Annotated in this window: 16 protein-coding genes; 5 read left to right on the plus strand and 11 right to left on the minus strand. The window is 52.2% G+C overall.

The annotated features are described in order from the left end of the window. Positions 1-354: 354 nt before the first annotated feature. From EDD53_RS05485 to EDD53_RS05500, 4 genes are all read right to left on the minus strand, one after another. Entirely contained in the window at positions 355-1,413 is a 1,059-nt protein-coding gene (locus EDD53_RS05485; protein WP_123792153.1) for a porin, read from the minus strand. 337 nt (positions 1,414-1,750) lie between these two features. Beyond that, entirely contained in the window at positions 1,751-2,236 is a 486-nt protein-coding gene (nusB, locus tag EDD53_RS05490) for a transcription antitermination factor NusB (protein ID WP_123792154.1), read from the minus strand. Then, a complete protein-coding gene (locus EDD53_RS05495; RefSeq protein WP_123792155.1) occupies positions 2,233-2,778 on the minus strand; it encodes a 6,7-dimethyl-8-ribityllumazine synthase in 546 nt (181 codons plus the stop codon). The genes nusB and EDD53_RS05495 overlap by 4 nt, the downstream gene beginning before the upstream one ends. A gap of 3 nt (positions 2,779-2,781) precedes the next feature. After that, positions 2,782-3,393 (minus strand): riboflavin synthase, encoded by a 612-nt coding sequence (locus tag EDD53_RS05500; RefSeq protein WP_123792156.1) that lies wholly within the window; start codon positions 3,391-3,393, stop codon positions 2,782-2,784. 173 nt (positions 3,394-3,566) lie between these two features. Here EDD53_RS05500 and EDD53_RS05505 point away from each other — a divergent pair, with 173 nt between their 5' ends. From EDD53_RS05505 to EDD53_RS05515, 3 genes are all read left to right on the plus strand, one after another. Continuing rightward, on the plus strand, positions 3,567-4,859 hold the full coding sequence (locus EDD53_RS05505; protein WP_123792157.1) for a capsule biosynthesis protein: 1,293 nt from the start codon (positions 3,567-3,569) through the stop codon (positions 4,857-4,859). A gap of 178 nt (positions 4,860-5,037) precedes the next feature. Further along, on the plus strand, positions 5,038-6,168 hold the full coding sequence (locus tag EDD53_RS05510) for a polysaccharide biosynthesis/export family protein (RefSeq protein ID WP_123792158.1): 1,131 nt from the start codon (positions 5,038-5,040) through the stop codon (positions 6,166-6,168). 9 nt (positions 6,169-6,177) lie between these two features. Continuing rightward, positions 6,178-8,169 carry a capsular polysaccharide biosynthesis protein gene (locus EDD53_RS05515; RefSeq protein ID WP_123792159.1) on the plus strand — a complete coding sequence of 664 codons (1,992 nt, stop codon included), beginning with the start codon at positions 6,178-6,180 and terminating at the stop codon, positions 8,167-8,169. On the opposite strand, the gene ribD is transcribed toward EDD53_RS05515, so the two are convergent. The 5 genes from ribD to EDD53_RS05540 all read right to left on the minus strand — a co-directional run bounded on the left by ribD (position 8,170) and on the right by EDD53_RS05540 (position 11,233). Next, positions 8,170-9,258: a bifunctional diaminohydroxyphosphoribosylaminopyrimidine deaminase/5-amino-6-(5-phosphoribosylamino)uracil reductase RibD gene (gene ribD / locus EDD53_RS05520; RefSeq protein ID WP_123792160.1), complete on the minus strand. Its 1,089-nt coding sequence runs from the start codon at positions 9,256-9,258 to the stop codon at positions 8,170-8,172. 6 nt (positions 9,259-9,264) lie between these two features. Beyond that, the gene (gene nrdR, locus EDD53_RS05525) at positions 9,265-9,732 is read right to left on the minus strand and encodes a transcriptional regulator NrdR (protein ID WP_123792161.1); all 468 of its coding nucleotides are present in this window, start codon (positions 9,730-9,732) and stop codon (positions 9,265-9,267) included. Between the two features lie 144 nt (positions 9,733-9,876). Continuing rightward, positions 9,877-10,296, minus strand: a complete 420-nt coding sequence (locus tag EDD53_RS05530) for a secondary thiamine-phosphate synthase enzyme YjbQ (RefSeq protein WP_123792162.1) — start codon at positions 10,294-10,296, stop codon at positions 9,877-9,879. Positions 10,297-10,335: 39 nt separating this feature from the next. Then, positions 10,336-10,854 (minus strand): hypothetical protein, encoded by a 519-nt coding sequence (locus tag EDD53_RS05535; RefSeq protein ID WP_123792163.1) that lies wholly within the window; start codon positions 10,852-10,854, stop codon positions 10,336-10,338. Further along, positions 10,847-11,233 carry a winged helix-turn-helix transcriptional regulator gene (locus EDD53_RS05540; RefSeq protein ID WP_246002225.1) on the minus strand — a complete coding sequence of 129 codons (387 nt, stop codon included), beginning with the start codon at positions 11,231-11,233 and terminating at the stop codon, positions 10,847-10,849. The genes EDD53_RS05535 and EDD53_RS05540 overlap by 8 nt, the downstream gene beginning before the upstream one ends. Before the next feature lie 115 nt (positions 11,234-11,348). Here EDD53_RS05540 and EDD53_RS05545 point away from each other — a divergent pair, with 115 nt between their 5' ends. After that, a complete protein-coding gene (locus EDD53_RS05545; protein WP_123792165.1) occupies positions 11,349-12,209 on the plus strand; it encodes an SDR family oxidoreductase in 861 nt (286 codons plus the stop codon). Between the two features lie 38 nt (positions 12,210-12,247). On the opposite strand, the gene EDD53_RS05550 is transcribed toward EDD53_RS05545, so the two are convergent. Continuing rightward, the gene (locus tag EDD53_RS05550; protein WP_123792166.1) at positions 12,248-12,541 is read right to left on the minus strand and encodes an HlyU family transcriptional regulator; all 294 of its coding nucleotides are present in this window, start codon (positions 12,539-12,541) and stop codon (positions 12,248-12,250) included. Between the two features lie 175 nt (positions 12,542-12,716). Between EDD53_RS05550 and EDD53_RS05555 the strand changes: the two genes are divergently transcribed. Continuing rightward, positions 12,717-13,256 (plus strand): T4SS efffector SepA family protein, encoded by a 540-nt coding sequence (locus EDD53_RS05555; protein ID WP_123792167.1) that lies wholly within the window; start codon positions 12,717-12,719, stop codon positions 13,254-13,256. A 70-nt stretch (positions 13,257-13,326) separates the two neighbouring features. On the opposite strand, the gene rpoD is transcribed toward EDD53_RS05555, so the two are convergent. Next, positions 13,327-15,342, minus strand: a complete 2,016-nt coding sequence (rpoD, locus tag EDD53_RS05560; RefSeq protein WP_123792168.1) for an RNA polymerase sigma factor RpoD — start codon at positions 15,340-15,342, stop codon at positions 13,327-13,329. Positions 15,343-15,486: the final 144 nt, after the last annotated feature.

Consider the following 15,486-nt stretch of genomic DNA (forward strand, 5'->3'; position numbering starts at 1 on the left):
AAGCCCTGTGCACAAGCACTAGCTAGGTCAGTGGCGGGATCTGCTCGGTCCGTACATATGGGCGCAAGACTCCGGTGGCCTTAAGCAACCGAAAGGGAGCTGGCTCTGTCTGGATCCTGGTCCAATTACCTGGCGCCCACCTGATAATATCAGGCTTCGGGAGCAACGCGCTGCTACGGCTGCTGCGGTCCCCCGCCACTTTTTCACTGTACAATTTGATCAAGCGCAGTACGGCATTCACATGCATGCCCCTGTCCGCTTGTGCCTGCGGAGCGGTTAGAATTACCGATCCAAACATGAGAAAGGCCGACCCCCACGAGAAGGTCGGCCTAACTGATGCATTCAATTGGCGATTTAGAACGTGAGTTTCAAACCGATTTCGAATGCTTCATCACGCGCAGGTGCTGACGCGGGCGGTGAAGCAGCTGGATCATGGCCATCACCAATGAAGCCAGTATTTTCATATCCGCTGTCGTAGCCAGCAAGCAGGCTCAAAGAGTCCGTGATCTGGTATCCGGCTTCAAGCGCGTAATCGCCATCGCTATCGGCTGCGACTTTAAGATTCCACTTATCACCACCCCAGTTGGTGCTCAAAATAGTTTTGTTGTTGTCGTCCTGATCGAAACCATGAGTTAGGAAGACGCCTTTGAATGCGCCCATGTTCTTGGCTCGGTAGATACCAGTCAAACGTGTGCGTGTGCGATCTGACTCACCGTGCCATTCATGGTTGGCGATAAGGGTGACACCCGCTTTTGGTAGTGGCAAAACAACCTGCGCGCGGACATCTTTGATGTCGTTGGCTTCGATGCTGTAGATACCGAATTCAGTTGGGTATGTCAGTTTGATTTCAGATGTTGGAATTTCATCGTCATCCAAATCAGTTGTGGACCCGAATGTACGTGTTGGATCTGTGATCAATTCAAAGCCAAGTTTCCCAAAGCGGTTCTCGTATTTGAACATCATCTCGCGATCTGTCACAACGCCGCCGATTGTCGCTGTGTCAAACACAGGCTGGTAGGCTTTGCGCACAGTTGGGAACACAGCATATGATCCGCGGTCTTTGATCTCACCCGTTGCCCAAGGGTATCCGCTCTCGTTAAAAGTGGTGAATGACAACTTACCAGCTGATTGCATATCCAAAGACATGCTGAGGTCGATATTGTCGTCGTCCAGGCCGCCGATTTCAGATTGATGTGAGCGCAAAGTTGCCTCTGCCTTGAACTCAAGAACAAAGCCGTTGTCGAGCGTGTGATCGCCTGCGACAAAGGTGCTGACTTCGCTAAGTATCCCATCCCCTTGGATGCCGAGGTTACCATAGCCAAGGTACACTTCTCCTCCCGTAGTCACATCCGCGAAGGATGCTGCAGGTAGTGCCAATGCGGCGACTGCGCATGTCGTCAAAAATTTAGTCATATTTCTCTCCCTAGTGTGCTGTGACACTACGGCACAGAGCGCAAGTTTGAGAGACCAGTCGATAAAGGCAACGCATTGACAAATTCAATACAAAGGCGAGCCTGAATTTATTAAGGAAATAAATTTTAGGTAGTGAGAAGATCAATAGAAACATAATATCAGTAACTTAAATGATTCACCTGTGCTGTTTCGCACAGAAAACCGCCCTCACATGACTGTGATTAAAGCGTGATAAAATGGTGATCAACACCCCTGCAAAGACAAGAAAAGCGTGACGAAATCGCCACGCTTTGAATGTTTTTAAATCTGTTTTTAGGGTGCAAAGTCGCGTTCGACTTTAAAACGACTCAGGGCGTGCCTCGCGCGCCATGTGATCCAGAACTGCATTTACAAATTTTGGCTCTTTTCCGTCGGGGTAGAATGCCTTGGCAACATCAACAAATTCGGTAATCACGACCTTTGGTGGTGTGTTGCCTTTCAAAAGCTCACCCCCTGCCGCACGCAACAAAGCGCGCAACGTGCTGTCGATGCGACCCAATGGCCATTTCGCGACCAAAGCGCGATCTGTCATTTGGTCGATTTTCACCTGCTCGTTCACAGCCGTTTCAGTAATCTCGTGAAACAGATCCGCATTGCCATCAATAAACTGACCTTCTTCAAGTGTTTCCAAACCGAAGAAGTGGTCATAAAACTGACGGCGCACTTTATCCACCGTCATGTCCGAGGCTTCCATTTGGAACAGCGCCTGCACCGCGTAAAGACGTGCGGCGGATTTCATGTCGCGCTTTGAAGGCGGCTTTAAGTGTGCGTGGTCATCGGTCATGCGATATTTGGTCCTGTGTCTTTGCCTGCAAGGCGGATCGCGCCAGTATTAAAGCCAACGCCCTTGCTCGGACGGGACCATTTGCGGGAAAGCGCGACAAGATGCAAGGCCGCAGCGGCCGCTTGCCCCCCTTTATTCGCGCCTTTTATCGTTGCACGGGCTTTCGCTTGCGATTTTTCGTCGACAGCCAGTACTCCGTTGCCGATACATAGCCCAGACAGGCCCATCATCTGCAAAGCATGTGACGAATCATGAGAGGCGGTATCAAACAGGCTGGTTTCGCCGCGTACCAAACAGCCCAGCGCCACGTAGCCATCGAAATTCGACATCCGTTCCGCGATAGAAATGGCTGTGGGCAGCTCTGCGACGCTGGGCATTTCTATCACGTCGTAGCCCGCACCAACCTGATCCAATGTCGCCTTAGCCCCAGCCAAAAGATCATCAGCGATGTCTTTAAAATAGGGGGCGACCACAATCAGAAGTTTCACAGGATCATCAAAGCTGGGCAGATCCAAAATATGTGGCGTGGATGAATCGCTCATGATTTAGCTGCCCCAATCTTGCAAGCGCGCCACATAGCGCGCCACTGTGTCGATTTCCAAATTAATCTTATCGCCCGTTTTGACAGCGCCCCATGTGGTCACCTCTTGGGTGTGCGGAATCACGTTAATGCCGAAAGTACAGTGATCAACTTTATTCACGGTTAAAGATGTGCCGTTGAGCACGACAGAGCCTTTGGGCGCTATGAATTTGGCCAAATGTTCAGGCGCGCGGAATGTCATGCGGGTGCTGTCACCTTCAGTTTGCATTTCGATCAAATCCGCCAGACCATCCACATGGCCAGACACGATATGTCCGCCCAATTCGTCCCCGACTTTCAAAGCGCGCTCCAAGTTGATTTTCGTGCCAACGGCCCATGTGGCGATATTGGTCAGCCCAATGCTTTCGGCTGAAATTTGCACATCAAACCAGTTTTGCGCTGTACCATTCCATGTGTCGCCAAGGGCAATCACAGTCAGGCACACACCATCGCACGCGATAGATGCCCCAATGTCGATGCCATCGACATCATAGGCGCACCCTATCTTTGCCCGCAGGTCGCCCTCAAACTTCATATCCAACACCTGACCGATGTCTGTAATGATCCCTGTAAACATGGCGCGTCTCCGTGACTAAATTTGACTTAGACCTATCCCTGTGCCCCCTCGCTTTCAAGCCCAGTGCCGCGCTTCAGCCTCGCCTTTGTTTCCTTGGCGTCATAAATCTGCCCAATTTACAAAGCATTGGTCTTTCATTAGAAAAATTTAACTTAAATTTCGTATTGAGCAGAATGACGCAAAGCAAATCAGACACACGTATTTTCCTTATGCTTCAAGGCCCGCATGGACCTTTCTTTTGGAAGCTTGGAAAAATGCTGCGCGCAGCGGGCGCGCAAACATGGCGTGTCGGCTTTAACGCGGGGGATCGCGCATTTTGGTTTTCCACCAAAAGTTTCATTCCTTTTACAAGCAAACCTGAAGACTGGCCCGACACATTTGAAGCTTTGGTGCGAGACAAAGGTGTGACTGACATCGTTCTATACGGCGATACACGCCCGATGCATGCCATGGCTGTCGAGCGCGCTAAATCCTTGGGCCTTGTCATTCATGTCTTCGAAGAAGGTTACCTGCGCCCCTTTTGGTGCACCTATGAACGCGGCGGATCAAACGGCAATTCCGACCTGATGAAACTAAGCGTCGATGATATGCGCACCGCTTTGGCCAATACAGACCGTGATAATATCGAAGCGCCCGCCCATTGGGGTGATATGAAACATCATATCTTTTATGGCGCTTTATATCATTGGTTCGTCATGTTTCGAAATGGCGCCTTTAAGCATTTCAAACGTCATCGTGAATTGTCGGTCTTTCGTGAATTCTATCTGTACTTCAAACGCTTGATTTTGATGCCCAGTCACTTTTTGCGCCGCGCGTGGTCAACTCGAAGGATCATAAATGGCGGCTACCCCTATCACATCGCGCTTTTGCAGCTTGAACATGACACAAGCTTTCAGGTGCATTCGCCCTATGAGACCATGCCAGAATTCATTTCCGATGTGATCGACGGTTTTTCAGCAGGCGCCCCCAGCCACCACCACTTAGTGTTTAAAGCGCATCCCTTGGAAACCGACAGGCGCAATTTGAAATCCGAGGTGCGCCGCATCGCAAAACAAAGAGGCGTGGGAAATCGCGTGCATTACGTGCGGGGGGGGAAACTCGCCGGCTTGCTCAATTTTGCCCGCTCGGCTGTCACCGTGAATTCCACCGCAGGCCAACAGGTCTTGTGGCGCGGTCTGCCGCTTAAGGTCTTTGGCGTCGCCGTTTATGACAAACCAGAATTCGTCTCACGCCAACCTTTGGATGCCTTTTTCAAGCAAGCCGTCCGCCCCAATAAGCGCGCTTACGGTCTCTATCGCCAGTTTTTATTGGAAACCAGCCAAGTGCCTGGCGGCTATTATTCAGCCGCGGGTCGCAGGCAACTTTTGCGCCTTGTTGTCGATATGATGCTGGCCGAAGACGCCCCCTATGAGGCGCTGGTGTCAGGCAAAGCGCCACCCCGCCTACCTTTGCAAGTGTCAAAATAGCCACTACATATTGCCGAAAAAGACACAATCACCACATTCCCTGCGCTATCGCAGCAGCCCTGCAACACATTCTTAACTCTGGAAAAATCCCGTTCAGCTTCACTAGATTTTCAACCGAAACACAGGTAAAGTGCTGACAAAAGAAGAGCAATTATATCGCTCATAAGGAGACCGAGCAGTGAACATATTTACGTCGCGCACCCTGCGCGCCACAGCGATTTTCTGCATTGTGGCAAGCTTATCCGCCTGTGGATTGCCTCGCTCTGGTCCCAACAAAAAAGAAATCTTTTCAGGCTCTGTTCTTGAACAAGGCGATTCGTTTGTTGTGTCTGTCACTGACCGCGTGAACCAAGCGGCAGGTGTTGCTCCATCTCTAGGCTTCTCATCAGATTTCACAGGCGCAGCCAGCGTTGGGTCTGACACCATTCGCGCAGGCGATGTTCTGTCTTTGACAATCTGGGAAAACGTGGATGACGGCCTATTGGCGGGCCAAGGGGCGAATGCGACAGTTCTAAGCGAAGTCCAAGTGGATGGCGCGGGCTTTATCTTTGTGCCATACGCGGGCCGCATTAAAGCTGCGGACAACAGCCCTGAAGCAATTCGCCGCATCATCACCGAAAAACTTGACGCGCAAACCCCTGATCCACAGGTCATGGTCACACGCGCAGCGGGTGACGGCGCGACAGTTTCTATCACTGGTAAAATCAACGGCCAAGGCGTTTACGCAATCGAACGCCCAACACGCACATTAACTGCGATGCTCGCCCAAGCAGGCGGTGTGTCGGTTGAGCCATCCTTGGCACAGGTTAAAGTGATCCGTGGCGGCAAAACAGGGTCCGTCTGGTTTGACGATCTGTTCCAATACCCGCGCTATGACATTGCTCTGCGCAATGGCGACCGCATTTTGGTTGAAGCGGACCAACGGTCCTTTACAGCTCTCGGTGCCACAGGTGCGCAAAGCCGTGTTCCCTTTGAAACACGTACATTGTCCGCGCTTGAAGCCATTGCCCAAGTGGGTGGTTTGCAAACCAATAGCGCCGATCCGACAGGTGTATTTGTCTTGCGCAACGAAACTGATGAAATCGCGAAACAGGTCATGGGCCGCGACGATTTGATCGGCACCCAGCGCTTGATTTATGTGTTGAACTTGACCGAACCAAACGGGCTATTCTTGGCACGTGATTTCTTGATCCGAGATGGCGATACTGTGTACGTGACCGAAGCGCCATTCGTTCAATGGAGCAAAACACTCAGCGCAATTACGGGTACGATTGGCACAGCAGACAGCTTGCGTGACCTCGGCCAATAAGCGCGACAGATGAACATTGATGATCTACATTCCTCCGTCCAGGCCCATCAGCCTGGGCGGGTTTTGCTATCAAACCCCTCGATTGCGCGTATTCCCAAGATCAAACAGATCTTGAGCGCCGCAGGATGGACCCCTCACCGTAAAACGCCAGAGCGGGATGACGCGCTGGCCCTGATTGAAGTGGCCCCACCGCAAGACGAAAAAGGTCTGTGGATTGGTGCTGCCTTTATCCCCGATCAGCCCTGCCCCCAAGTGGTGCGCCCTGCCCCTTTGGGCATTACAATTGATACCCGTGGCTCTGTTCATAATGCGGATCACCCCAGTGATCTTGAGCTCATCCTTGCGACAACCCCTTTAGATAATGCGGCGATCTTGCAGCGTGCACGCAATCTGGCTGAACACCTCCGTATGTTGCAATTGTGTAAGAATCCCGTTCAAGCCGCCGATATTGAGACCCCAAAGGTTCCATTTGTGCTGGTCTTGGACCAACCTCAAAACGACCCATGCCTGCCGCCAGAACCGCAAGCGACGGATCAATTGCGTGAAATGTTGGTCTTGGCACATGAGGCACACCCCCATGCCGACATCATCGTCTTCACCCCCAATCAGGATGAAAATGGCGCGATCACAGGCCATTTCGAAGGTGCGGATTCTTCGCCCAATGTCACTTTGTTTACGCAGCCTGCGAACCCGTGGCACTTGTTTGAATTCGCCACTGCCGTGTACACGGTGTCCTCTCCTTTAGGGTTTGATGCCATTTTGGCAGGTCACAAACCTCATGTGTTTGGCCGACCTTGGTATGCGGGCTGGGGGCTGACGCAGGATCACACCCCGATTGCACGCCGATCGCGCAGTTTGACGCGGGCACAATTGGTCGCGGGCGCAATGTACTATTACTGTAAGTGGTTTGACCCCAACACAAAATCACTGTGCAGCCCAGAATCCGCCCTTGCCCGTGCTGACGCCAGACACCGCGCCGCAATGGAAGATCGCCACGGCTATGTCGCCTCAAATATGTTGTTTTGGAAAAGGCGGCACCTGCGCCGTTTTTTCGGCAGTCATGCAATCACATTCACCAATTCCGACAGCAAAATTCAAAACATGCGCAATCAAGGCGCGCGGCATATGACATGGGGCGCGCGAACAGACGCGACGGTTGATCTGCGTGTCGAAGATGGTTTTCTGCGCTCGCGTGGCTTAGGCGCTGCGCTGGTGCGCCCTTTGTCCTTGATCTGTGATGATTTGGGCCAGTATTTTGACCCCACACATGCCTCACGCCTTGAGGCACTGGTCCATCAATCTTGTACGCTTGCGCCCCATGCAAAGCAGCGTATCGACGCGTTAATCAATCGACTTATTCACCTGAGACTGAGCAAATATAACGTTGAATCTCAAACCATTACTCTGCCTAAGGGCTATAAAGTGTTGGTCGCGGGGCAGGTTGAAAACGATGCCTCGATCCTTTTGGCGGCCGGCAGTCTTTGCACCAACTTGGGACTGTTGCAAGCCGCAAGGGCCGCACATCCACAGGCTGTGATCGTGTTTAAACCCCACCCTGATGTTGAGGCGCGCCTGCGCCGTGGCAAGGTCGAAAACGCCACTGAATACGCCGATGTGGTCGCCCATGATGCAGATCCGATAGCGCTGATTGAGGCCTGTGATGAAGTCTGGACGATGACGTCTTTGATCGGATTTGAAGCCCTGATACGCGGTAAGCCCGTCACCTGCACAGGCGCGCCTTTCTACGCAGGTTGGGGGCTCACAACGGATCTGGGAACAGTGCCTGCACGACGCGGGGCGCGCCCCAGTGTTTTGGGCTTGGCCCATGCCGCTTTGATTGATTATCCGCGCTATTTTGATCCCGCTACGGGGGCGGCAATTTCAGTGGAAGACGCCGTGGAACTCTTAGCTTCAGGGCCAATGGGGCGCAGCAAATGGGCGCAAAATGCCCTGTCAAAACTACGACAGTTCAGAGCGCGTTTTTTAGGATTGGATCGGTAATTATGCGCGTTGCCAAAGGGTGAAAACATCAGCGCCAAGCTGTTCACAGCTTTGCGGTACAAAGCGCGGCACCTGTGCGAGACGTGTCACGCCTAAGGATCCAAGCCCCGCCAAACCATCGGCCCCAAGTCCAAGACCCGCGGTAAATTGCGCCACAACATCCACCAAATCGTTTTGCAACAAAGAGGCCGCGAGCGCACCGCCTCCTTCGCAAAACACCCGCGTTAGCCCCGCAGCCCCCAAAGCGGCCAGCGCGGCATCTGCATCAAGTTTTCCTGCAACAACAGGGACTTCGATCAGATTTGCACCTATGTCAGTCCAAATACGTTTCAAATCAGCATCGGCTGTTGGGCCGTGAATGATCCAAACAGGGTGATCATTTGCGCTTTGGGCAAGCTGACTTGTAAGGGGTAAATCCAATGCGCGCGACATGATCACACGCACGGTTTTATGATCAATACCAAGGCCGCGCACCGTCAGACTAGGGTCATCCGCACGCGCTGTTCCACCACCGATCAAAACCGCGTCATGGGTGGCGCGCATGGCATGTACCCGCCGCCGCGCCAATGGCCCTGTGATCCACTGACTTTCACCCATGGACGTTGCAATACGCCCATCCCATGAGGTGGCAAGTTTGAGTGTCACCATGGGCCGCCCCAAAGTGACGCGGTTTAAAAATCCGATTTGCGCGGCGCGGGCTGCGTCTTCACACAAACCAAAATCAACACTGATCCCCGCATCGCGCAACAGCGCAAGACCACGCCCATTGACGCGCGGATCAGGATCGCCAACTGCGACCACCACACGCGAAACCCCTGCGTCAATCAGACTTTGCGCGCAGGGCGGAGTTTTGCCGTGATGTGAACAAGGTTCCAAAGTGACATAAGCCGTTGCCCCTTGGGCCTGATCGCCCGCCTGCGTCAAGGCCATGGCCTCTGCATGGGGGCGTCCACCATCTTGCGTCCAACCACGGCCAATAATGCGACCAGATTTGACGATCACACAGCCCACAGCAGGGTTGGGCCAAGTGCGGCCCAAGCCCCGCGCGCCCAAAGCAAGCGCGTGCTGCATGTGGTCAATATCTGACATCACGCCTTACTCGTCAGATGGGATATCTGGGCGCAACTCACTGACAAATTTATCAAAATCATCAGCGGCTTGGAAATTCTTATAGACGGATGCAAAGCGCACATAGGCCACTGTATCAATCCGCGCGAGGCTTTCCATCACGATTTCACCGATGCTAGCAGAGGGGATATCAGTCTCGCCCATGCTTTCTAGACGCCGCACGATGCCAGAAATCATTTGATCCAAACGCTCTGGTTCAATCGGACGTTTCTGGGTGGCGATACGGATGGAGCGTTCCAATTTATCGCGGTCAAAATCTTCGCGACGACCATTGGTTTTTACAACAACCAAATCGCGCAGTTGCACGCGTTCATAGGTGGTAAAACGACCCCCACAAGCCGAACAAAACCTGCGCCGCCGAATGGCCGCGTGATCTTCAGCCGGACGGCTGTCTTTAACTTGAGTATCTACGTTCCCGCAAAACGGACAGCGCATGGCGTCCCCTTTTCTATGTTTACTGCCTCTGTCTGTAGGATCTTTGTCCCACTTATCCACAGCCACTATAGGCCGCGCCGCACAATTTGGGTAGATAGAAAATTCAACACTAAATATAGCGTGCAAGAGCGTTGCTAAAGAGACTCAGCGCAACAGGGCCACGACCCGTCTGGCATGCGGCCTTGTGCGATGTTCGAAAAGGTAAATTCCTTGCCATGTTCCAAGCGCCATACGTCCTGAAATGATTGGAATTGTGAGAGTTGTCGGTAACATAGCGCATTTGATATGGGCTGGCATATCATCGGGCCCCTCATAGGTATGTGTCAGATAGGCCATACTTGGGTCACTTGTCGGCGGCACGAGGCGGTGAAAAAACGCCTGTAGATCTGTTTGCACTTCAGGGTCTGCATTTTCTTGGATTAGCAAGCTGGCCGAGGTGTGTTGCACCATCACTGTCAATGCGGCCTCAGCCATGTTTTGGCGCTTTACCCATGCGGCAAGCTGGGCCGTAAATTCATAGAGCCCAGCCCCATGGGTTGTTATTTCGAATGTGGTGTGGCTCATGCGCGGGCCTCCTGACTATCGCTGAAAACGGTGATCTGATTATTCGGCACAGGCGCCCTGCCCCAAGGGATCGGATGTGCCATCACGGCAAAATCCCTGATCCATCATCGTTTGGGTGACTGTGTCGAGTTCGAAAACCCCTTGCGCCTTGGGCTCACCATCACAGGACAAAGACGCCAAAACCTGTTCACCGCGATGGACGGATAGCCCCGCTGACATCACTTGATCGGTTTTGTCAAAAGACTGAAAAACGGCATAGGAAAACTGCCCTTTGTGTATGGTGACCTCTTCCCAAATGGCGCGACCGATGCCGTTCCAAGGTCTCATGGTGATATCGCCAAACGCGCGGGTGAGTTCCAGTTCTGGCGCGGTGCTTGCGCCAAATCGGTAGGTCAGTTTGCTCTCATCAGGGGTCAGGCACAGCTCGACAGTTTTCACACCGATCTCGCAAGAAAACACAGTGCTTTGGTTGCCTGCGCAAGTCGCGAAAGCAGGAAGGGCAGCCATACCAGCAAATACGCCCACGCAGCTAAACAGCATATGCGCCAGTCTAGACATTGATCGCATCATAGACCTCGCGTGCGTCTTTGACGGCTGTCATCTGATCTTCCGCCCAATTCACCAGCCCCACCAAAGGCTGCATCAATGAGACACCCATATCGGTTAAACTGTAAGACACGCTGGGGGGCTTGGTGTCAAAGACCTCGCGCTTTACCAATCCGTCGCGTTCCAGACTGCGCAGGCTTTGGGTCAACATGCGCTTGGAAATATCAGGCAAGGCGCGCCCCAAGGCGTTGAACCGCTGTGGGCCTTGCTGCAATTCAAACAAGATCAACACCGTCCATTTGGCCCCCACATGATCCAAAACCGATCTGATGGGGCAATTGTGCGGGTTAAACCCCATCGTATCCCATTCTTCGCGTTTGCTTAGGCTCATATCACGCATGCGGTTACCTCTATGTTCCTTGGGTATAAAAAACTGCCTCCTTTTCAAACCAGCAAGCAGTCTCTAACTGAGACCTATACCTGATTTTAGACCAAAGGAAAAGACCATGACCAAATACCTCGTGACAGGTGCGTCAGGCCAATTGGGCGCATTGACCATCGATGCTTTGCGCAAATTTGTCCCCGCTGAAAACATCACGGGCCTCGTGCGCCGCGATGACGCTGCAACCGCACTGAGCGCCACAGGCATTGATGCGCGGGTCGCCAGCTATGATGACCCCGCCGCCTTGACCAAGGCCTTTGCGGGCATCGACCGTGTGTTGCTGATCTCTGGGTCCGAAGTGGGCCAACGCGTGCCGCAGCATTTGAATGTGATCGCTGCTGCGAAAGAGGCAGGCGTCAATTTCATGGCCTATACGTCGATCCTAAAAGCCGCCGACAGCCAAATCGGCCTTGCCCCAGAGCACAAAGCCACCGAAGAGGCGCTTGCCGCCTCTGGTCTGGATTTTACGCTGTTGCGCAATGGCTGGTATACGGAAAACTATCTGATGGCGCTGCCGCAAATCCTTGAAATGGGTCAACACTTCGGGGCTGCAGGCGATGCGAAATTTGCCCCCGCCACCCGCGCGGATTTCGCCGAAGCCGCAGCCATCGTTTTGTCTGGCGCAGAGCATGAGGGCAAAACCTATGAGCTTGCGGGCGACGAGGTCTTTACCTACGCCGAGTACGCGCAAACCATTTCGGATCTGTCTGGCAAAGATGTGGCCTATGTCGATATGCCCGAAGCAGCATACGCCGAAGCGCTCAAAGGTGCTGGTCTGCCCGCCCCTATGGCCGATCTTTTGGCCAATGCCGATGCTGTGTCGAAAGACGGCTGGCTGTTTGACGACAGCAAAACCCTGTCCAGTTTGCTGGGCCGCCCCACAGTGTCTTTGCGCGATACACTGCGCGCAGCATTGAACAGCTAAGCGAAAAATCCACTCAACAAGATTTTGGGGCGAGCGCTTTAGTCAAAAATGCGGTCGCCCATTTGGTCGATAAAGACCTGCGCCTTTTGCAGCGTGGCTTGCTTGGCATCGTCTAAATCCGACAGGGTATCAGCACGCACCATGTTGTGGGTCTTTGTGACACCGTCGATGTCTTTTTCAATCACGCCCGCAATACGGTATCCGCCTTCGGCCTTAAGCGGCTGCGGCGTGATTTTGAACCCCTTGTGATCCACCGAAGTGCCTTTACCAGCTGGCGCATCCACCTGTGCAGCCTTGGGTTTGGAGCCGAAGAGTTTTGAGAGAATGGACATGGTGAGGCTTTCCTTTTGGGGTGATTTTGCCGTGCCAAAATAAAGAACGCAAGAGATGTAATTAGTGCGCAAAGACATCCTGTAAGAATTCGTATCAATTTAAATCTTGCAAAATCTATTACAGATTGATACAAAAGGTTACGAATTAACAGAATCATCTCAAAAGGAGAAACAGATGACCTCCATAAACATTAGCAAATATGCTTTTCAGTTTTTAAAAGATGACGCTATTGCCTTTGTAGAAACTGAGCCGAAACTCGTTTTAGATCGAATTATCAGAGAGTTATTAGATTACAGAACGGCGAAAAGTTCTTCCAACACAGAACACTTATTCGGTGCAAACGATGAAATCAGCCTCACCGAGACGAAGCCAGTTTATGTCGAAATTGAAGGCAAGCCATCCCTCAGACCTAGACTTTACTGGAATTACATACTGGCCGATGTAATAAATGCCGCAAGTTCCAAAGGCTTAAAAATAGTCGACTTGGATAATCTCTTACAAATCAAGATTTTGCAAACAACAACACAACAAAAAAGTATTTACCTAATTGAGTCACTAGGGATTTCATTTCAAGGCCTAGATGCCGAAAGAGCGTATCAGAACATTCGCACTCTATCTATAAGGTTCGGTATAAACATAAACATCGGTATCAAGTGGTATCAAAAAGAAAAAGCACAATACCCAGGCCAAACAGCTAAAATAAGTTTGCCCTGATAAAAAACGCCCCCCAAAAGGGAGGCGTTTAAATTTCAAATCACTTGAACATTGCTGCACCGCATCGGTGCTACTGATCCAAGAAGCTCCGCAGCTTGCGGGAGCGGCTTGGGTGCTTCAATTTCCGCAGGGCTTTCGCCTCAATCTGACGGATACGTTCGCGGGTGACCGAGAACTGTTGGCCGACTTCTTCCAACGTGTGATCGGTGTTCATGCCGATACCAAAACGCATCCGCAAGACGCGTTCTTCGCGCGGGGTAAGTGAAGCCAAAACCCGTGTGGTGGTTTCTTTGAGGTTTTCCTGAATGGCGGAATCCAAAGGCAGGATCGCATTCTTGTCCTCGATGAAATCGCCGAGTTGTGAATCTTCTTCGTCGCCAATCGGGGTTTCCAAAGAGATAGGCTCTTTGGCGATTTTCATCACTTTGCGCACTTTTTCCAAAGGCATTTGCAGCTTGGCTGCCAATTCTTCTGGTGTCGGTTCACGGCCAATTTCGTGCAACATCTGGCGGCCCGTGCGCACGAGTTTGTTGATCGTCTCGATCATGTGCACAGGAATACGGATGGTGCGCGCTTGGTCAGCGATAGAGCGCGTGATGGCCTGACGGATCCACCATGTGGCGTAGGTCGAGAATTTATACCCGCGACGGTATTCAAACTTATCGACCGCTTTCATCAGACCGATGTTACCCTCTTGGATAAGATCAAGGAACTGAAGACCACGGTTGGTGTATTTCTTCGCGATGGAAATCACGAGACGCAGGTTGGCTTCGACCATTTCTTTCTTGGCAGAGCGCGCTTCTTTTTCGCCTTTTTGCACCTGTTGAACGATGCGGCGGAATTCGGAGATATCAACACCAACGTATTGACCAACCATAGCCATTTCGCCGCGCAGCTCTTCGATCTTTGGCGTAAACCGTTCAAGCAACATAGACCAACCACGACCGGGCTTTTGGCCCATACGCTCAAGCCAAGTTGGGTCCAGTTCGTCGCCACGGTAGGCATCAACGAATTCGCGGCGGTTGATCCGCGCTTGGTCAGCCAGTTTCACCATATTGGAATCGATCGACATGATACGGCGGTTGATGCCGTAAAGCTGGTCGATCAAAGCTTCGATACGGTTGTTATGCAGGTGCAAAGAATTCACCAAAGTAACGATTTCTGCACGCAAGGCTTGGTATTCGTCTTCTTCAGCCTGCGAGAAAGACCCGTCTTCGTTCAAGGTCGCGGACATCCGCAAATCTTGCATTTCAGACAGGCGTGCAAAGTCGTTTGAGATGTTTGAGAGAACTTCCAAAACAGTCGGCTTCAGCGCGGCTTCCATCGCGGCCAAAGACATATTTGCCTGTTCGTCTTCATCATCATCGTCATCGTCATCACGGGCAAGTGGATTGCCGTCAGCGTCTAATTCTTGCTCAGCAGGCTTTGGGGCGGCCGCAGCTTTTGCAGCCGCAGCGGCAGCAGCCGTTGCAGGTGAAACGGAGCCAAGACCAGAGACGACGGGTTCGTCACCTTCGCCGTCAAGACCTGTGCCAAAGGTTGCTTCAAGATCAATCACATCGCGCAAAAGAATGTCTTCGGTCAAAAGCTCGTCATGCCAGATCGTGATCGCTTGGAACGTCAACGGGCTTTCGCAAAGACCCGCGATCATCGTGTTGCGGCCAGCTTCGATCCGTTTGGCGATCGCGATTTCGCCTTCGCGTGATAGCAATTCGACCGATCCCATTTCACGCAAATACATGCGCACGGGATCATCGGTGCGATCCAGTTTTTCTGTGTCAGATGAGGCCAAGGTCACATCGCGGTTGGAATCGGTTTTCACCAATTCACCAGCTGTGGCCGCTTCTTCTTCTTCCTCGTCTTCGATAATATTAATGCCCATTTCGGAGAGCATCGACATCACGTCTTCGATTTGTTCAGAGCTGACCTGATCAGGCGGCAGCACTTTGTTCAACTGGTCGTAGGTGATGTAGCCTTTTTCACGGGCCTCCGCGATCATCTTTTTGACCGCCGCTTGGCTCATGTCCAAACCAACGTCCTGTTCAGAGACATCAGTTTTTTGATCGTCGTTGTCCTTAGCGGCCATCCGGCACTCCTCATCCGAAATCTGTTCCTGCGATACACCCAAAATACATGGGCGAATCAGTGGCTTTACGAATCATGTCACGCGAATCAACGATTCGCCACCCGTTTACCCATATTTCCTTAATCCAACATGCACCAGTGGGCG

The sequence above is a fragment of the Pacificibacter maritimus genome (assembly GCF_003814915.1).
Lineage (GTDB): Bacteria > Pseudomonadota > Alphaproteobacteria > Rhodobacterales > Rhodobacteraceae > Celeribacter > Celeribacter maritimus.

What these genes read in the sequence shown, in the direction of transcription:
- EDD53_RS05485 (WP_123792153.1), bottom strand. Translation starts at nt 1,413, where the DNA reads ATGACTAAATTTTTGACGACATGCGCAGTCGCCGCATTGGCACTACCT.
- nusB (WP_123792154.1), bottom strand. Translation starts at nt 2,236, where the DNA reads ATGACCGATGACCACGCACACTTAAAGCCGCCTTCAAAGCGCGACATG.
- EDD53_RS05495 (WP_123792155.1), bottom strand. Translation starts at nt 2,778, where the DNA reads ATGAGCGATTCATCCACGCCACATATTTTGGATCTGCCCAGCTTTGAT.
- EDD53_RS05500 (WP_123792156.1), bottom strand. Translation starts at nt 3,393, where the DNA reads ATGTTTACAGGGATCATTACAGACATCGGTCAGGTGTTGGATATGAAG.
- EDD53_RS05505 (WP_123792157.1), top strand. Translation starts at nt 3,567, where the DNA reads ATGACGCAAAGCAAATCAGACACACGTATTTTCCTTATGCTTCAAGGC.
- EDD53_RS05515 (WP_123792159.1), top strand. Translation starts at nt 6,178, where the DNA reads ATGAACATTGATGATCTACATTCCTCCGTCCAGGCCCATCAGCCTGGG.
- ribD (WP_123792160.1), bottom strand. Translation starts at nt 9,258, where the DNA reads ATGTCAGATATTGACCACATGCAGCACGCGCTTGCTTTGGGCGCGCGG.
- nrdR (WP_123792161.1), bottom strand. Translation starts at nt 9,732, where the DNA reads ATGCGCTGTCCGTTTTGCGGGAACGTAGATACTCAAGTTAAAGACAGC.
- EDD53_RS05530 (WP_123792162.1), bottom strand. Translation starts at nt 10,296, where the DNA reads ATGAGCCACACCACATTCGAAATAACAACCCATGGGGCTGGGCTCTAT.
- EDD53_RS05535 (WP_123792163.1), bottom strand. Translation starts at nt 10,854, where the DNA reads ATGTCTAGACTGGCGCATATGCTGTTTAGCTGCGTGGGCGTATTTGCT.
- EDD53_RS05540 (WP_246002225.1), bottom strand. Translation starts at nt 11,233, where the DNA reads ATGAGCCTAAGCAAACGCGAAGAATGGGATACGATGGGGTTTAACCCG.
- EDD53_RS05545 (WP_123792165.1), top strand. Translation starts at nt 11,349, where the DNA reads ATGACCAAATACCTCGTGACAGGTGCGTCAGGCCAATTGGGCGCATTG.
- EDD53_RS05550 (WP_123792166.1), bottom strand. Translation starts at nt 12,541, where the DNA reads ATGTCCATTCTCTCAAAACTCTTCGGCTCCAAACCCAAGGCTGCACAG.
- EDD53_RS05555 (WP_123792167.1), top strand. Translation starts at nt 12,717, where the DNA reads ATGACCTCCATAAACATTAGCAAATATGCTTTTCAGTTTTTAAAAGAT.
- rpoD (WP_123792168.1), bottom strand. Translation starts at nt 15,342, where the DNA reads ATGGCCGCTAAGGACAACGACGATCAAAAAACTGATGTCTCTGAACAG.